The organism is Savagea serpentis, from assembly GCF_015351395.1.
Taxonomy (GTDB): domain Bacteria; phylum Bacillota; class Bacilli; order Bacillales_A; family Planococcaceae; genus Savagea; species Savagea serpentis.
This window is the reverse complement of the sequence record NZ_JADKPV010000008.1, coordinates 1-14698: the sequence shown is the minus strand read 5'-3', so window position 1 is coordinate 14698 and position 14698 is coordinate 1. Positions and strand designations below refer to the sequence as shown.

Sequence of the window (14698 nt, the reverse complement as noted above, 5' to 3'; positions counted from 1 at the left end):
AAAGGTAATCAGAAATGAAAGAAGGGAATCGACGATGAGTAAAGAACAAACGAAAGCTTTGCATAAAGCCGTTCAACCTTATGCTAAATCAGAACGTTCAAAAAGCATTGCACAATTGATTAATACACTCGTCCCATATTTTGCTTTATGGGCACTCGCTTATTATGCTTATACGGTTTCACCATGGCTCATGGTACCCGTCGCATTAGTAGTCGCAGGATTTACCGTACGTCTCTTTATTATTTTTCACGATTGTACACATGGATCATTTTTCAAAAACAAAAAAGCGAACGATATCGTAGGAACAATTACAGGGATTTTGACGACATTTCCATACGAAATGTGGAAGCGTGAGCATTCGATCCACCACGCATCGAGTTCAAATTTAGATAAGCGCGGTGTTGGAGACATTTGGGTAATGACAGTACAAGAGTATGAAGAAGCTTCAAAATGGCAACGTTTTGCTTATCGTGCGTATCGTAACCCACTCGTCATGTTCGGTTTCGGTCCTTTATATTTAATTTTAGTATCGAATCGTTTCAATCGTAAAGATAGCCGTAAAAAAGAACGAATCAATACGTATATTACAAATATCGCATTAGTAGGCATCTATGCTGGAATGAGTTTATTAATTGGATGGCAAGCATTTTTCCTCATTCAAGGAACGATTATGTTTGTAGCAGGAATGCTCGGCATTTGGTTATTCTTTATTCAGCATACATTTGAGGATTCTTATTTTGAAGAACAAGCAGAATGGGATTATGTGAAAGCAGCAGTAGACGGTAGTTCTTATTATGAACTTCCGAAAGTGTTGCAGTGGATTACAGGAAATATCGGATTCCATCACGTCCATCACTTAGCACCACGAATTCCAAACTATCATTTAGAACAAGCGCATGAAGAAGTAGAACCATTACAATATGCGACAAAAATCACATTAAAAACGAGTTTTGAATCACTGCGTTATAAATTGTATGATCCTGAGTCATATTCTTTCATTACGTTTAAAGCAGCGCATGAAAAAATTAAACGCGGTGCTGTAAAACGTAAAGTAAGCTTAAATTCGTAAGAGAAAGAAGGTCATGTTATTTTGCTGACCTTCTTTTTTTCATTCAAAACGTTGCGTGCTACAATGGAAGAAAAGGGGGAAGCCACTTTGAAAGCGACAAATCGCTGGTTTTATATCGTTCCACATAGTCCATGGATGAGTCTTTACATATGGATTATTTTTTGTATTTTACCTTTCTTTTTCATATTTCGCGCGTCAACTCGTCTCGAAATAGGTATTGGAATTGCGCTCGTTCTCTTATTCTTTCTCTTTCATTTTTTTGCCGTGCATGCAAAGCCTGGGCTTGTGTATATGTGGATTAGCTTTGAAATGGTTGTGCACCTTTTGCTCACATTAATATATGGTTACGTCTATTTAGCGATTTTTATCGCTTTCTTCATTGGGAATATTCGTCATCCCGTCGGTTTTTACATTATGTATGGTTTGCATCTCGGGTTTACAATCATTGCGGTCGTTGCAGGATTTTTTATCGATTTAGACTTATTTTTACCTCAAATTCCATATATTATTATTACGATTATAGGTGCGATTTTATTGCCATTTAATTTATATAATCGCAATAAACAAGAGAACTTAGAGGGCCAATTAGAAGATGCGAAAGAGACGATTTCAGCGCTTCATATTATTGCTGAAAGGGAACGAATTGCGAGAGATCTTCACGATACATTAGGGCAAAAATTGTCGCTCATCGGTTTGAAAAGTGATTTAGCGTATCGGTTAGTGCCGAAAGATATTGAAAAGGCGCAAAATGAAATTAAGGATATTCGTGAAACTGCGAGGATTGCTTTAAAAGAGGTACGTGAATTAGTCGCAGGAATGCGTGCCATTACATTAAATGAAGAATTGCCTCGCATCCGTCAAATTTTAACCGCAGCCGAGATGGAATGTATTATTGAGGGCGATACGGTTATTAAAAAATTGCCTGCTATCGTGGAAAATGTGTTAAGTATGTGTTTAAAAGAAGCGGTAAATAATGTAGTAAAGCATAGTGAAGCTTCTCGTTGCACAATCACTTTTATTCAAGAGCCGAATGAATTAGTCGCGATTGTAGAAGATGATGGCATCGGTTTACCTCCTTCCATCGCTCGAGGAACAGGATTGAAAGGAATGCGTGAACGGTTAAATTTCGTAAATGGGACCTTGCAAGTCGTATCGGAAGAAGGAACTCGTTTAACGATTACCGTACCGAATGTCATTACACATCAGGTAGAGGAGGAGATTGTATGATTCGAATTGTCATTGCGGAAGATCAAGGGATGATGCTTGGCGCTTTAGGGTCACTCATTAATATGGAAGATGATATGGAAGTCGTCGGAATGGCTAAAAATGGGGAAGAAGCTGTGCGCCTTGTCCGAGAACAGCAACCCGATATTTGTATTATGGACATTGAAATGCCAGTGATGACAGGTTTAGATGCAGCTGAACAGTTGAAAGAAGAAGACTGCAAAGTGATTATTTTAACGACATTTGCGCGAGCTGGGTATTTTGAACGGGCACGTAAAGCGGGGGTGCGTGGTTATTTATTAAAAGATAGTCCAATTGAAGAACTCGTTGATGCGATTCGTTCCATCATAGATGGTCGACGTATTTATGCACCAGAACTCGTCGATATCGCATATGATGAAATTGTTGAAAACCCACTCACCGATCGAGAAAGCGAGGTGCTTCGGCTCGTCGCAGAAGGCAAAACGACAAAAGAAATTGCAGGCGAATTATACCTCGCACCCGGAACGGTTCGAAACTATATTTCCACAATTTTTGAAAAGTTGGACGTCGGGAATCGGATTGAAGCAATCGCTCGTTTCAAAGAAAAAGGCTGGTTCCGTTAAAGTTAAGAAAAAATTCATAAGTTTGCTACCAAAATGATAAGACTCGCCTTTTATACTGGAATGTATAAGAGGTGATTTTTTTGAAAAAAATAGTTTTAGTCTTGATATTAGTAACATTGATTGTCTTTTATCAATGGGATACGATTAAAAATTGGAATGCGGAAGAAGCGCTCTACATAGAACAAAATGAAGGAGCGATTGCAAAAATAAATAGCTCAAAAGCTTATCCAATCGCGAGTCTAACGAAAGTAATGACGAGCTATATCGTCTTTGATTATATCGAACGAGATCGTTTAACTTGGGATACTTCCTTTACAATCGAACAACCATTGTTTAAAGATGCAAGTGGATTAGCGATGATTGGTTTACAAGTGGGACAAAGTTATACGGTTCGAGAATTGTATGAAAGTATGATGATCACTTCAGCGAATGATAGCGCGATGGCCTTAGCGCTTTTGTTAAACGGGTCGGAGCAACAATTTGTTGAAAATATGAATCATTATGCGAACCAAATGGATTTAAAGAAAACGAATTTTGTCAATGCGACTGGGCTTGATCAAGCGGGTGCAGTAAATGAATCCTCTGCGGAAGATTTAGCAAGGTTAGTCCAACTTCATTTACGTTATTATCCCGGAGTACTTGAAACGACAAAGAAAACGCATTATGTGACACGAAGCGGGGAAAAATATTGGTCAACAAATCATTTATTACCTGGAATGCCTGAAGCGAGACCGGGCGTAGATGGATTTAAAACCGGCTATACCCATCGTGCAAATGATACGTATATTGTGACCGGAATTCATAATGGGGAACGCTACGTAGCGGTAATGCTTAATGTCCCGCGCAAAGAAAAACAGACAGAGAAGTTTAGTAAAATGAATGGGTACATGAGCGAATATTTAAAATGATTGTCATATCATAGAGAAATTGTTAGAAGAAAATGAAAGCAAAATAGCGTACAATAGAAACGATTAGAATTAAAGGTGGATCACGATGAAAAATAAATTGTTTCTATTAGTAGCTTTACTACTTATCAATGGTGTTTTAATTTGGCAAATGGTGGATCGCTCTAAAGCTACTCCATCATCTGAGCCAGTGTCAATTGTTGAGGAAGAGATTGTAGAAGAAGAGCTTCCAGCGCCGACGATTCAAACTGCCATTCCTTTACAACAACCTGAACACCCGTACGAAAAATCATCAGAACTTGTGTATGATATGGAAACGAAAGAAATTTTGTATGCAAACAATATCGATACACCGTTAGGATTAGCGAGCGTAACGAAAACAATGACGCTCTATATTTTAATGGAAAAGATAGAAGCCGGAGAAATAACGCTCGATGATACCGTTGTCCTTTCTCCTCATTTTTTCCAAAAGTATCAAATTAGTGGCCTCGCAAGTGCAGGTTTAAAAAGTGGGGAAACGTATCGTATTGAAGATTTATTGAAAGCTGTCACGACAGTGTCCGCAAACGACGCGGCTGTCGCATTAGCTGAAGCACTTGGGGGAACAGAAGAAAACTTCGTTCGTATGATGAATGAGCGTGCACATCGACTCGAAATGAAAAATACGACGTACGATAATGCGACGGGGTTGACGATGCCAGATGAATACAACCGAGCGAGTGCCCGAGATTTAGCTACTTTAGCGGAGGCTCTCATTACAAATTATCCGCAAATTTTACAATACACATCGTTGACAGGGCATATGATGCCGAACGGCTACTATGCAAAAACGACGAACTTAGCACTCGAAGGACAACCGGCTTATTTACCATATATCGACGGCTTAAAAACAGGCTATACGATTGAAGCGGGCCAAAACTTTATCGGAACAGGTGAGATTGAAGGAACTCGCTTTCTCGTCGTCTTGCAAAATGCTGCACCAGGAGATCCGAATGCAAAAGTAGCGAAATTCCATCGTACTGGCGAACTCGTTGAACAATATGTTAAGCCACATATTGCGAAAAAGAATGAGGAAAAGTAATTTTTCAAAAAGATTTGACAAATAAAAAAGCGTCACCTATAATTGAGTCACATTAAATTCGAAAGAACGAGATACTTCCAAACTTTATATTTTACTTATCAAGAGCGACCGAGGGATAGGCCCGATGACGTCCAGCAACCCCTAATTTATTTAGGAAGGTGCCAACTCCTACAGAATATTTATTCTGAAAGATAAGCGAAGGCAAATTGACTATTTGACCGCTTCTTTCAGTAAATGAAAGAAGCGGTTTTTGATTTGGAAAATAATTTCGGACGATTCGAAAAAGAAAGAGGAGAACAAGATGAAGAAATTATTTCGTATGAGCTTACTACTCGTTATTTCAGCTTTATTGTTAGCAGCATGTGGCGGGGATAAGAAAGAAGAGAGTAAAGCGTTAAGTGAAGATAAAGTGTTAGTCGGTGTGACAGGTGGACCACACGAACAAATTTTTGAAGTCGTGAAAGAAGTAGCGGCGAAAGATGGTTTAGAAGTAGAGTTAAAAGTATTCTCAGATTATATTATGCCAAACAAAGCATTAGCGGAAGGTCAACTTGATGTGAATAGCTATCAACATAAACCTTTCATGGATAAATTTAACGAAGATCACGGAACAGATCTCGTTGCGGCAGTTCCTACCATTTTAAGTGCAATCGGTGTATATTCAAACGAAATTGACGATATTGCAGACGTTCCAGAAAACGCGAAAATTGGTATTCCGAACGATCCTTCAAACGGATCACGTGCACTCGTGTTATTTGAAGAGGCAGGACTCATTAAATTAGACGATGCAAAGCGTGATAACGCAACGCCGTTAGACGTCGTTGAAAATGAGAAAAATGTGTCATTCGTTGAATTGGACGCGGCACAATTACCATTGATGTTAGACGAAGTGAACTTAGCAGTCATTAACGGTAACTTCGCTGCATCACACGGATTAAATCCATCGACAGATTCGATTTATACAGAATCAATAGATTCACCATATGTGAACTACATCGTCGTACGTAAAGAGAACGAAAATGATGCCGTAATTGAAAAATTACGCAAAGCATATCATTCAGATGAAGTGAAACAATTTATTGAAGAAGAGTTTAAAGGTTCTTATTTACCAAAATGGTAGGATGTAAATGAAGAACGATTTCAATCTACTTATCCAGAGAGACTGAGGGACAGGCCCGATGACTTCCGGCAACCTACTTTCGAAAGAAAGCAAGGTGCTAATTCCTGCAAATCAAATGATTTGAAAGATAAGTTTTTTTAATAAGATCACTGGAGTAGAACGCAATCATTCTTCATTTTTCATAAATAAATGAAAATGAAGGAGAATGACAATGAGAGTATTACAATATGTTGGGTTAGTATTTTTTGCACTGTTGTTAACGGCTTGTGGAGATAAAGCGAGTGAGCCATTGAGTGAAGAAAAAGTGGTCGTCGGTGTAACCGCAGGACCACAAGAACAAATTTTCAACGTCGTGAAAGAAGTGGCAGCTGAAGACGGTTTAGAAGTGGAACTGAAAGTGTTCTCGGATTATATTATGCCGAATACAGCACTAGCAGAAGGTCAACTTGATTTAAATAACTATCAACATCAACCGTTTATGAATAAATTCAATGAAGATCACGGAACGGATTTAGTAGCTGTCATCCCGACGGTACTGAGTGTGATGGGTGTTTATTCTGAAAAAATTTCAGATATTCAAGATACTCCGTCGGGCGCTAAAATCGGAATTCCGAATGATCCAACGAACGGGGCGCGTGCGCTCATGTTACTTGAAGAAGCGGGACTCATTACGCTCGATGAAAAAAAGCGTGACACCGCTACACCTTTAGATGTCATTGACAATGAGCGCTCACTACAATTCGTTGAACTAGAAGCATCTCAACTACCGCTCATGTTGAAAGAAGTGGACGTTGCGGTGATTAATGGAAACTACGCAGCATCACATGGCTTAACGTTAACGGAAGATGCGATCTATGCAGAATCGACAAACTCACAATATGTGAACTACGTTGTCGTTCGTAAAGAAAACGAGCACGATCCAGTCATTGAAAAAATTAAACGAGCGTATCACTCTGAGCGAGTGAAGCAATTTATTGAAGAAGAATTTCAAGGTTCATATTTACCAGCTTGGTAAGAAGGGAGAAGGCGTCATGATTCAATTACGCAATGTCGTCAAAACATTCGACACGAAACAAGGTGTCGTCGAAGCAGTAAAAGATGTGAATCTCCATGTAAAAAAAGGCGAGATCCACGGAGTAATCGGTTATAGTGGTGCGGGAAAAAGTACGTTAATTCGTTGCGTAAATTTATTAGAGCGTCCGACATCTGGAGAAGTCATCATTAATGGAATCGAATTGACTTCTTTAAAACTTCCCCAATTACGCGAAGTCCGACAAAATATCGGCATGATTTTCCAAAGCTTCAACTTATTAAAAACAGCGACAGTGTTTGAAAACATTACGATTCCACTGCGATTATTAAATATTTCCAATGAAGAAGCGAATGAGCGTGCAGAACGTTATTTAGAAATTGTCGGTCTGTCTGAACGTAAAAATGCTTATCCGAGTCAGTTATCAGGAGGGCAAAAGCAACGTGTAGCGATCGCTCGTGCTTTATCGCAAGAGCCTGAAGTATTATTGAGTGACGAGTCGACGAGCGCGCTCGATCCTGAAACGACGGATTCCATTTTAGATTTATTGTTGAAAATTAATAAAGAATTAGGCATTACCATTTTGCTCATTACACATGAAATGAACGTCATCCAAAAAATTTGTGATCATGTGTACGTGATGGAGCGAGGGCAAGTGATTGAAGAGGGCACGACGATTGAGTTATTTACGAAACCGAAAAATCCGACGACCCAAAAGTTTTTAAATGCGGTTTCTCAACGTCAGCTTGCGCCAGCTTTAATCGAACAATTAACATTAGAAGGTTATATTTTGCGCTTAACATTTGTTGGAGATGCGACAGGAGATCCGTTAATCGCTTCATTAACAGAGAAGTTTCATGTAAAACCGAATATTTTATCAGCGAATATTATTGAACTGAAAAATGGCATCGTCGGCAACTTAGTCATTCATTTAGAAGGACAACGTGATGAAAAAATTGTCCAATATTTAACAGCAAACGGCGTATACGTAGAGGAGGTCTTGTAAGATGGGAGAATTTACAGCGAAATGGGGCCCACTCATGTGGCAAGCCCTCATCGAAACGTTCCAAATGACATTAATTTCACTCGTATTTTCTGTCATCATTGGGATGGCTTTAGGCGTATTGCTCGTCTTAACGAGACCGAATGCGTTATTTGCGAATAAATTTGTTTACAACGTCTTAAATATTTTAGTAAATATCGTGCGCTCTGTACCGTTTATCATTTTGCTTTTCTTCATCATTCCATTTACGAAAGCAATCGTCGGTACGATCATCGGTGTAAAAGGGGTAATCGTACCACTTGTCGTTTATACATCACCGTATATCGCACGCTTGATGGAGTCGGCTCTTCTTGAAGTCGATCCAGGAGTAATCGAAGCCTATACAGCGATGGGTGTAAAGCGTCGTAAAATCGTATGGAATGTTTTAATTCGTGAAGCACGTCCTGCGATTATTTTAGGACTGACGATTGCGACAGTCAGCTTAATCGGGGCTACAGCGATGGCTGGTTTAGTCGGAGCGGGAGGACTTGGAGACTTGGCATACCGTTACGGTCACATTCAATATGAAGTCGAAGTGATGTATGCGACGGTATTCATTTTAATCATTCTCGTTCAAGGAATTCAGTCACTCGGAAACTATTTTGCATCAAAATTAAAACGAGATTAAGGAAAGGTGAGAAACGATGGGTAAACGAGTAGAAGACGCATTTTTTAAAAAGGTGACGGCCGCAAAAACAGATTTTCCAGTAGGGGTGGAAGCTCTTTATGAAGCTGCGCAAAAGAAGTTCGAAAAAAATCCATTCGGCTACATTTATTCAGGAGCGAGTGGAGAAGAAACGTTGCGTAATAACCGTCGTGCTTTTGAGCGTTGGGCAATCGTTCCTCGTTTCTTAACCGACGTATCTGAAGTGGATACATCGGTTACGTTGTTCGATAAAACGTATGCCACACCGATTTTGTTTGCGCCTGTCGGCATGCAGAAATTGGCGCATGAAGAAGCGGAACTAGCAACGAGTCGCGCTGCAGCGAAATTTGGAATTCCGTTTATTCAAAGTACGGTATCGAGCTATTCGATTGAGTCTATACGGGAAGCGACAACCGATAGTCCGAAGTGGTTCCAATTGTATTGGTCGACAGTGGATGAAGAATTACCGAAAAGTATGGTTCAACGTGCTGAGCGAGCTGGCTATGAAGCGATTGTGTTAACGATTGATACGGTGCGCATCGGTTGGCGTGAAACGGATTTACGCAATCAGTTCTCACCATTAAAAGGCGGTCTCGGTAAAGCGAATTACGTGGAAGATCCTGTATTTCAACGCAGTTTGCGAGATGATTCAGAGGAAGCGTTAATCGATGCGCTCGTTCAACATGTTCATCACCCGACACTCGGTTGGGAACAGATTGAAAAGCTTCAAAGTTGGACAGATTTACCGATTGTTTTAAAAGGGATTTTGCATCCAGAAGATGCGAAAGAAGCAGTCGCACGTGGTATAGACGGGATCGTCGTATCCAATCATGGTGGTCGTCAATTAGACGGCGTCATTGCGAGTTTAGATGCATTGCCTGCTGTTGCAGAGGCAGTGGCCGGACGTATACCTGTTTTGTTCGATAGCGGGGTTCGTAGTGGTGTCGACGTTGTGAAAGCGTTGGCGTTAGGAGCGGATGCCGTATGTGTCGGTCGACCGTATATTTACGCATTAGGGATTGATGGAGAACGTGGCGTTACAACATGGGTTGAACATTTACTAGAAGAAGTGACGGCGTCCATTGCGCTAGCGGGGGCAAATAGTGTCAAACAAGTTCGTAAACTCACTTTAGTAGAAAATAAATAAAAGCAGTCAGGCATTTGCGTGCCTGACTGCTTTTTATGTCTCATTAATTTGTTGATTTTTTGGCGAACATTAATTGTAATTCGTTCCCTGCTCTCGTTTTTTGAAGTTGTTTTACGAGAAGTAACCCGAGTATCGCTCCACTTAAACTAGAGAAGAAAAATCCTGGGACGAAGAAGAATGCGCCGAACTCTGAACCCATTAATAATTTCGCATACGGTACGGCAAATAAAGAAGCGATGAGTCCTGTTCCGATAATCTCACCCGTTACAGCAGCCCAGCTTTTTTTGAACTTTTTATAGAGGACCCCTGCTAAAAATGCGCCAATCATACCGCCTGGAAATGCAAGCAAGGAGCCAGTGCCGATAATGACGCGGATGAGCGCTGCAAGAAAGGCGATTAATACGCCTGGTCCAGTGCCGAGCATCATTGCAGCAATTACGTTAATCGCATGTTGGACAGGAAAGGCGCGTGCTGGTCCGAGAGGAAATGAGACAAATGTCGATCCGACGACAGCAATCGCCGCAAATAAAGAAATTAAAATCATTTTACGAATTTTATCGTTTTGCATCATTGATCACTTCTTTCATAGTAGAGACGAGTTTTTCTGTCGCCTCTTTTGGATTTGGTACGCTAGCGATTGCTGAAATAATTGAAATTCCATCCGCTCCCGCTTCGATCGCTGGTGTGAAATTGTCCGCTTGTAATCCACCGATTGCAACGATAGGGAATTGTGGAAAATGTTCTCTCGTTTCTTGAATCGCTGTAGTACCCGCGACAGGATTCGTATCTAATTTTGTCGTCGTCGCGTATACAGGTCCCATTCCGATATAGTCGGCTCCCGCTTCAATCGCTGCTTTCGACTCTTGTAAAGTGTGACTTGAAACGCCGATTATTTTATCCTGACCGAGCTTTTGGCGAACGATTCCCGCATCGAGGTCGTCTTGTCCGACGTGTACACCGTCCGCTCCAATTTCAATCGCTAAATCGACATCATCATTGACGATAAATGGAACATTCGCTTGCTTGCATAAACGGAAGCAGTCACGTGCAAATTGTTTTTTTGCTTCGCCTATTAATGCGCCACTTCCTTTTTCGCGGAATTGAAACATCGTAATCCCACCATCGATCGCTTGCTTTAAGACGTCAAGTGGCTCATGGTGTCCACAATTATTACTACCCATAATAAAATAGATACGAAGCGCTTCTTTTATATTCATTCGACATGAATCTCCTTTTCCATACGGTCTTGTACGTAACGGTAGGCGCTATGGTTTGTCGGACCATGACCGCTACCCAATTGTAAGTCTTCTTCAATCGCTGCTTGAATAAACGACTTTCCAACGATTAAGGCATCTTTCAGTGACATCCCTTTCGCTAAAGATGCGGTAACTGCCGCAGAAGACGTGCATCCTGTGCCGTGCGTATTGTCCGTATCGATACGTTTTGATGTCATTGAGAATGACGTGCCGTCTTGTAAAAATACGAAGTCTTTCGCGAACTCAGGGTCTTTACTATGCCCACCTTTCATCCATACACCTTTTGCACCTAAAGCTAAAATACGCTTCGCCGCTTCTGCGATATGATCTTCCGTCACAATTTCCATATCAGCAAGTACTTCCGCTTCGGGAATATTCGGTGTAATGATTGTAGCGAGTGGAACAAGTTCATTTTTTAACGCATCAACTGCTTCTTGTTGGAGTAAAGAAGCGCCACCTTTTGCAATCATGACCGGGTCGATGACGATATTTTGAATATTGTATTGTTGGAACTTTTCTGCGACGATTCGAATGATTTCAGCCGAAAATAACATTCCTGTTTTAACAGCATCAGGTCGCAAATCAGTCATGACCGCATCGATTTGACTTTCAATCATATCGAGATCAATCGGTTGCACACCGTGTACGCCTAATGTATTTTGAGCCGTGATTGCTGTAATAGCAGAGGTACCGAACGTTCCGAGTTCTTGGAACGTTTTTAAATCTGCTTGAATTCCAGCGCCTCCACCACTATCTGAACCTGCGATTGTCATTGCGATTTTCACCATTTATAATTCCTCCATTTGTAAGTAATTTAAGCATTCTACTTGAAATTGACCGATTCCAGTAGCGGTTTGACGGGCACGCTCTGCTACTTTTTTGTAAAAATGTACCCCTTGTTGAATCGTATCGGCATCTTGTTTCACTGTTGCAAAGGCCGCAACGATTGTTGTGAGCACGCATCCTGCACCTGTAATTTGTTTCATCCATGGATCGCCACCTGTTATTTCAAATGTATGTTGATGACTGATGACGAGATCGGTTGCTCCAGTGACGACGACAATTGCATCATATTTTTCAGCTACGAATCGAGCCATCTCTCGTACATTTGCCTCTCCACTTCCAGCGTCTACTCCTCTTGCTTCCCATCGTTCTCCTGCAATCGCAGCAAGCTCTCCAGCATTGAGCCGAAAAGCGGTCGGATTGACGGCTTGTAATAAGCGTCGACACACGTTTAATCGAGAAGGAATGGCACCGATGCCTACTGGATCAATGATGATAGGAATACCTCGTCGATTCGCTTCTTGCCCCGCCCGTGTCATTGCAAGTTCGGAATGTTGTTGGAGTGTCCCAAAATTTAATACGAGTGCATCTGCAAAGCTTGTCACTTCCTTCACTTCGTCGGCTAAATCCGCCATGATAGGAGAAGCACCTAGAGCGAGTAAAGCGTTCGCTTGAAAATTTGCCGTTACATAATTCGTAATACAGTGGATGACTGGTTTGTTTTTTCGTATGTGTTGTAATGCGGTCATAAGCAATCTCCCTTTCATAAAAAAATCCTTCTCATTCTAAGTAGAAGAAGGAGAAGGATTTAACACCATGTGAAAAATACCCACTTTCCTCCGATGGTATCAACCATATCAGGTTCAAAGAGTACGTCTCAGCCCGCGGGCGCCCCTAGTGGTAAACTCGTATGCGTTTGTACACTTACTATACCATAGAGTGAAAAGAAGAAACAAAGATTTTGACAGAACAAAAAATCCTTGTTATGATATACCTTGAATTCAAGATAAAAGAATTCGAGATAATAAAAGAGAGGAGAGAAGGATATGAAAATGGAAGGGATTCATCACATTACAGCGATTGTCGGCCATCCTGAACAAACGTCTCGTTTTTATGGAGGTGTGCTAGGGTTACGACTCGTTAAAACGACGGTGAACTTTGATGATCCGACGACGTATCATTTGTACTTCGGCGATAGTGAAGGAAGTCCGGGCTCGATTATGACGTTCTTTAATTGGATGAATGACTATAAAGGAATTCGCGGCAACGGACAAGTAGGCATTACATACTTTTTAATACCGCAAGGGAGCTTCGCATTTTGGCAAGAGCGATTACAGTCAAAACAAATTCAAACGAAAGTCGTTGAAAGTTTCGATGAAAAGCAACTTCATTTTGAAGATGAACATGGATTACAACTCGCTTTAATTGAACGAGATGTGCCCTTGACGAATGATTGGGAAACGAGTGAAATACCTGCTAAGTATGCGATTCAAAAATTTGGCGGTGCACTTTTATATACGGGTTCCATCGAAGCGACGAAGCAATTGCTGGAGAAGGATTTCGGTTATGTTTCACGTGGAACATCTGAAAGAGAACGTTTCAGTTTAACGGACAATCAAGATGAAACGATTGATCTTTGTTCTTCCATTGAAGAAAGGGGAAGTTTTGGGATTGGTACTGTCCATCATATTGCTTGGCGAACAAAAGACGCTGAAGAACAGCTCCAATGGCAACAGAAGTTACAAGCAAAATATAATGTGACACCTGTTCAAGATCGCGATTACTTTGAGTCCATTTACTTCCGTGAAGGTGGTGGCATCATTTGCGAAATTGCCACAGATGAGCCAGGGTTTTTCATTGATGAGACGGATGGACAGTTGGGATTGACTTTGCAATTACCGCAACAATATGAGGCGAATCGTGCAGTGATTGAATCACATATCGTTCCATTTCAACGTCCGAGTGGTAACCGCTCTTCTCAATAAATCGCAACACTTTTTATTATTTTGAAACGAACGTAGAAAACATTCAAAGGAGAATATAAACATGACAAACGTAGCAATTATTTATTACAGTTCAACAGGAACAAACTATAAAATGGCGAAATGGGCAGTAGAAGGTGCAAAACAAGCCGGTGCATCAGATGTTCGCTTATTGAAATTACCAGAAACAGCACCAGAGGGAGCCATTGATTCAAACCCAGCATGGCGTGCTTATGTTGATGCAACGAAAGACATTCCGACAGTAACATTGGAAGATTTAGAATGGGCAGATGCAATCATTTGGAGCGTGCCGACACGTTTCGGTAACGTACCGAGCCAATTCCAAAACTTTATCGATACGACTGGCGGACTATGGTTCCAAGGAAAATTAGCAAATAAAGTAGTAAGTGCGATGGCGAGTGCAGGAAACGCAAATGGTGGTCAAGAAGTGACGGTTCATTCGATTTATACGACGATGTACCACTGGGGTGCAATCGTAACAGCACCAGGTTTTGTAGATCAATCTGCATATGCTGCAGGTGGAAACCCATACGGTACGAGCGCAACAGTATCACAAGAAGGTGAAATTGTAGAGCAAGTAGAAGAAGCAGTGAAAGCACAAGCACGACGTACGACAGAAGTGGCGAAAGCAACCGCGAGTCTCCGCGCATAATAGAAAGAGGTTGAGACAAAACCTCTGAAAATCCTTAAAACGCATGAAATCAAAAGTTAAACCCTTGATTTCATGCGTTTTCTATTTTAGTAATTTTTGTTTTTCTATTCCATTTTGACTTATGTCCCAGCCTCT

General features: G+C 41.1%; 16 protein-coding genes and 3 riboswitches. Of the genes, 12 read left to right on the top strand and 4 right to left on the bottom strand.

What is annotated here, in order from left to right:
• The first annotated feature begins 34 nt into the window (after window positions 1–34).
• The 10 genes from IRY55_RS12005 (at window position 35) to IRY55_RS11960 (ending at window position 9869) form a co-directional block, all read left to right on the top strand.
• Window positions 35–1069: a fatty acid desaturase gene (locus tag IRY55_RS12005; RefSeq protein ID WP_194563570.1), complete on the top strand. Its 1035-nt coding sequence runs from the start codon at window positions 35–37 to the stop codon at window positions 1067–1069.
• An 87-nt stretch (window positions 1070–1156) separates the two neighbouring features.
• Window positions 1157–2296, top strand: coding sequence for a sensor histidine kinase (locus tag IRY55_RS12000; protein WP_456238890.1), 1140 nt, complete (start codon window positions 1157–1159; stop codon window positions 2294–2296).
• On the top strand, window positions 2293–2898 hold the full coding sequence (locus IRY55_RS11995) for a response regulator transcription factor (RefSeq protein WP_194563568.1): 606 nt from the start codon (window positions 2293–2295) through the stop codon (window positions 2896–2898). Before IRY55_RS12000 ends, IRY55_RS11995 begins: the two co-directional genes overlap by 4 nt.
• An 80-nt stretch (window positions 2899–2978) precedes the next feature.
• Window positions 2979–3806: a D-alanyl-D-alanine carboxypeptidase family protein gene (locus tag IRY55_RS11990; RefSeq protein ID WP_194563567.1), complete on the top strand. Its 828-nt coding sequence runs from the start codon at window positions 2979–2981 to the stop codon at window positions 3804–3806.
• Window positions 3807–3891: 85 nt separating this feature from the next.
• The gene (locus tag IRY55_RS11985) at window positions 3892–4884 is read left to right on the top strand and encodes a D-alanyl-D-alanine carboxypeptidase family protein (protein WP_194563566.1); all 993 of its coding nucleotides are present in this window, start codon (window positions 3892–3894) and stop codon (window positions 4882–4884) included.
• A gap of 92 nt (window positions 4885–4976) precedes the next feature.
• Window positions 4977–5082, top strand: a riboswitch (SAM riboswitch).
• Window positions 5083–5185: 103 nt separating this feature from the next.
• Complete coding sequence (locus IRY55_RS11980; protein ID WP_194563565.1) at window positions 5186–6004, top strand: MetQ/NlpA family ABC transporter substrate-binding protein; 819 nt, start codon at window positions 5186–5188, stop codon at window positions 6002–6004.
• Window positions 6005–6030: 26 nt separating this feature from the next.
• Window positions 6031–6138, top strand: a riboswitch (SAM riboswitch).
• A 77-nt stretch (window positions 6139–6215) separates the two neighbouring features.
• Window positions 6216–7019, top strand: a complete 804-nt coding sequence (locus IRY55_RS11975) for a MetQ/NlpA family ABC transporter substrate-binding protein (RefSeq protein ID WP_194563564.1) — start codon at window positions 6216–6218, stop codon at window positions 7017–7019.
• Between the two features lie 16 nt (window positions 7020–7035).
• The gene (locus IRY55_RS11970; RefSeq protein ID WP_194563563.1) at window positions 7036–8040 is read left to right on the top strand and encodes a methionine ABC transporter ATP-binding protein; all 1005 of its coding nucleotides are present in this window, start codon (window positions 7036–7038) and stop codon (window positions 8038–8040) included.
• A 1-nt stretch (window position 8041) separates the two neighbouring features.
• Window positions 8042–8704 (top strand): methionine ABC transporter permease, encoded by a 663-nt coding sequence (locus tag IRY55_RS11965; protein ID WP_194563562.1) that lies wholly within the window; start codon window positions 8042–8044, stop codon window positions 8702–8704.
• Window positions 8705–8720: 16 nt separating this feature from the next.
• Entirely contained in the window at window positions 8721–9869 is a 1149-nt protein-coding gene (locus IRY55_RS11960) for an alpha-hydroxy-acid oxidizing protein (RefSeq protein WP_194563561.1), read from the top strand.
• Between the two features lie 43 nt (window positions 9870–9912).
• On the opposite strand, the gene thiW is transcribed toward IRY55_RS11960, so the two are convergent.
• Genes thiW through thiM form a run of 4 tightly spaced genes read right to left on the bottom strand, consistent with a single transcriptional unit; the run spans window position 9913 to window position 12657 of the window.
• A complete protein-coding gene (gene thiW / locus IRY55_RS11955) occupies window positions 9913–10437 on the bottom strand; it encodes an energy coupling factor transporter S component ThiW (protein ID WP_194563560.1) in 525 nt (174 codons plus the stop codon).
• Window positions 10424–11086, bottom strand: a complete 663-nt coding sequence (gene thiE / locus IRY55_RS11950) for a thiamine phosphate synthase (protein WP_194563559.1) — start codon at window positions 11084–11086, stop codon at window positions 10424–10426. The genes thiW and thiE overlap by 14 nt, the downstream gene beginning before the upstream one ends.
• Window positions 11083–11913 (bottom strand): bifunctional hydroxymethylpyrimidine kinase/phosphomethylpyrimidine kinase, encoded by an 831-nt coding sequence (gene thiD / locus IRY55_RS11945; protein ID WP_194563558.1) that lies wholly within the window; start codon window positions 11911–11913, stop codon window positions 11083–11085. Before thiD ends, thiE begins: the two co-directional genes overlap by 4 nt.
• Entirely contained in the window at window positions 11914–12657 is a 744-nt protein-coding gene (gene thiM / locus IRY55_RS11940) for a hydroxyethylthiazole kinase (protein WP_194563557.1), read from the bottom strand.
• 68 nt (window positions 12658–12725) lie between these two features.
• A riboswitch (TPP riboswitch) is annotated at window positions 12726–12814 on the bottom strand.
• Window positions 12815–12954: 140 nt separating this feature from the next.
• Between thiM and IRY55_RS11935 the strand changes: the two genes are divergently transcribed.
• Together IRY55_RS11935 and wrbA are read left to right on the top strand one after the other, a co-directional pair.
• Window positions 12955–13893, top strand: coding sequence for a VOC family protein (locus IRY55_RS11935; RefSeq protein ID WP_194563556.1), 939 nt, complete (start codon window positions 12955–12957; stop codon window positions 13891–13893).
• A gap of 61 nt (window positions 13894–13954) precedes the next feature.
• Complete coding sequence (gene wrbA / locus IRY55_RS11930) at window positions 13955–14563, top strand: NAD(P)H:quinone oxidoreductase (RefSeq protein WP_194563555.1); 609 nt, start codon at window positions 13955–13957, stop codon at window positions 14561–14563.
• The last annotated feature ends 135 nt before the right edge of the window (window positions 14564–14698 follow it).

Coding starts and splice junctions, on each gene's coding strand:
- IRY55_RS12005 (WP_194563570.1), top strand. CDS start 35: ATGAGTAAAGAACAAACGAAAGCTTTGCATAAAGCCGTTCAACCTTAT.
- IRY55_RS11995 (WP_194563568.1), top strand. CDS start 2,293: ATGATTCGAATTGTCATTGCGGAAGATCAAGGGATGATGCTTGGCGCT.
- IRY55_RS11985 (WP_194563566.1), top strand. CDS start 3,892: ATGAAAAATAAATTGTTTCTATTAGTAGCTTTACTACTTATCAATGGT.
- IRY55_RS11980 (WP_194563565.1), top strand. CDS start 5,186: ATGAAGAAATTATTTCGTATGAGCTTACTACTCGTTATTTCAGCTTTA.
- IRY55_RS11975 (WP_194563564.1), top strand. CDS start 6,216: ATGAGAGTATTACAATATGTTGGGTTAGTATTTTTTGCACTGTTGTTA.
- IRY55_RS11970 (WP_194563563.1), top strand. CDS start 7,036: ATGATTCAATTACGCAATGTCGTCAAAACATTCGACACGAAACAAGGT.
- IRY55_RS11965 (WP_194563562.1), top strand. CDS start 8,042: ATGGGAGAATTTACAGCGAAATGGGGCCCACTCATGTGGCAAGCCCTC.
- IRY55_RS11960 (WP_194563561.1), top strand. CDS start 8,721: ATGGGTAAACGAGTAGAAGACGCATTTTTTAAAAAGGTGACGGCCGCA.
- thiW (WP_194563560.1), bottom strand. CDS start 10,437: ATGCAAAACGATAAAATTCGTAAAATGATTTTAATTTCTTTATTTGCG.
- thiE (WP_194563559.1), bottom strand. CDS start 11,086: ATGAATATAAAAGAAGCGCTTCGTATCTATTTTATTATGGGTAGTAAT.
- thiD (WP_194563558.1), bottom strand. CDS start 11,913: ATGGTGAAAATCGCAATGACAATCGCAGGTTCAGATAGTGGTGGAGGC.
- thiM (WP_194563557.1), bottom strand. CDS start 12,657: ATGACCGCATTACAACACATACGAAAAAACAAACCAGTCATCCACTGT.
- IRY55_RS11935 (WP_194563556.1), top strand. CDS start 12,955: ATGAAAATGGAAGGGATTCATCACATTACAGCGATTGTCGGCCATCCT.
- wrbA (WP_194563555.1), top strand. CDS start 13,955: ATGACAAACGTAGCAATTATTTATTACAGTTCAACAGGAACAAACTAT.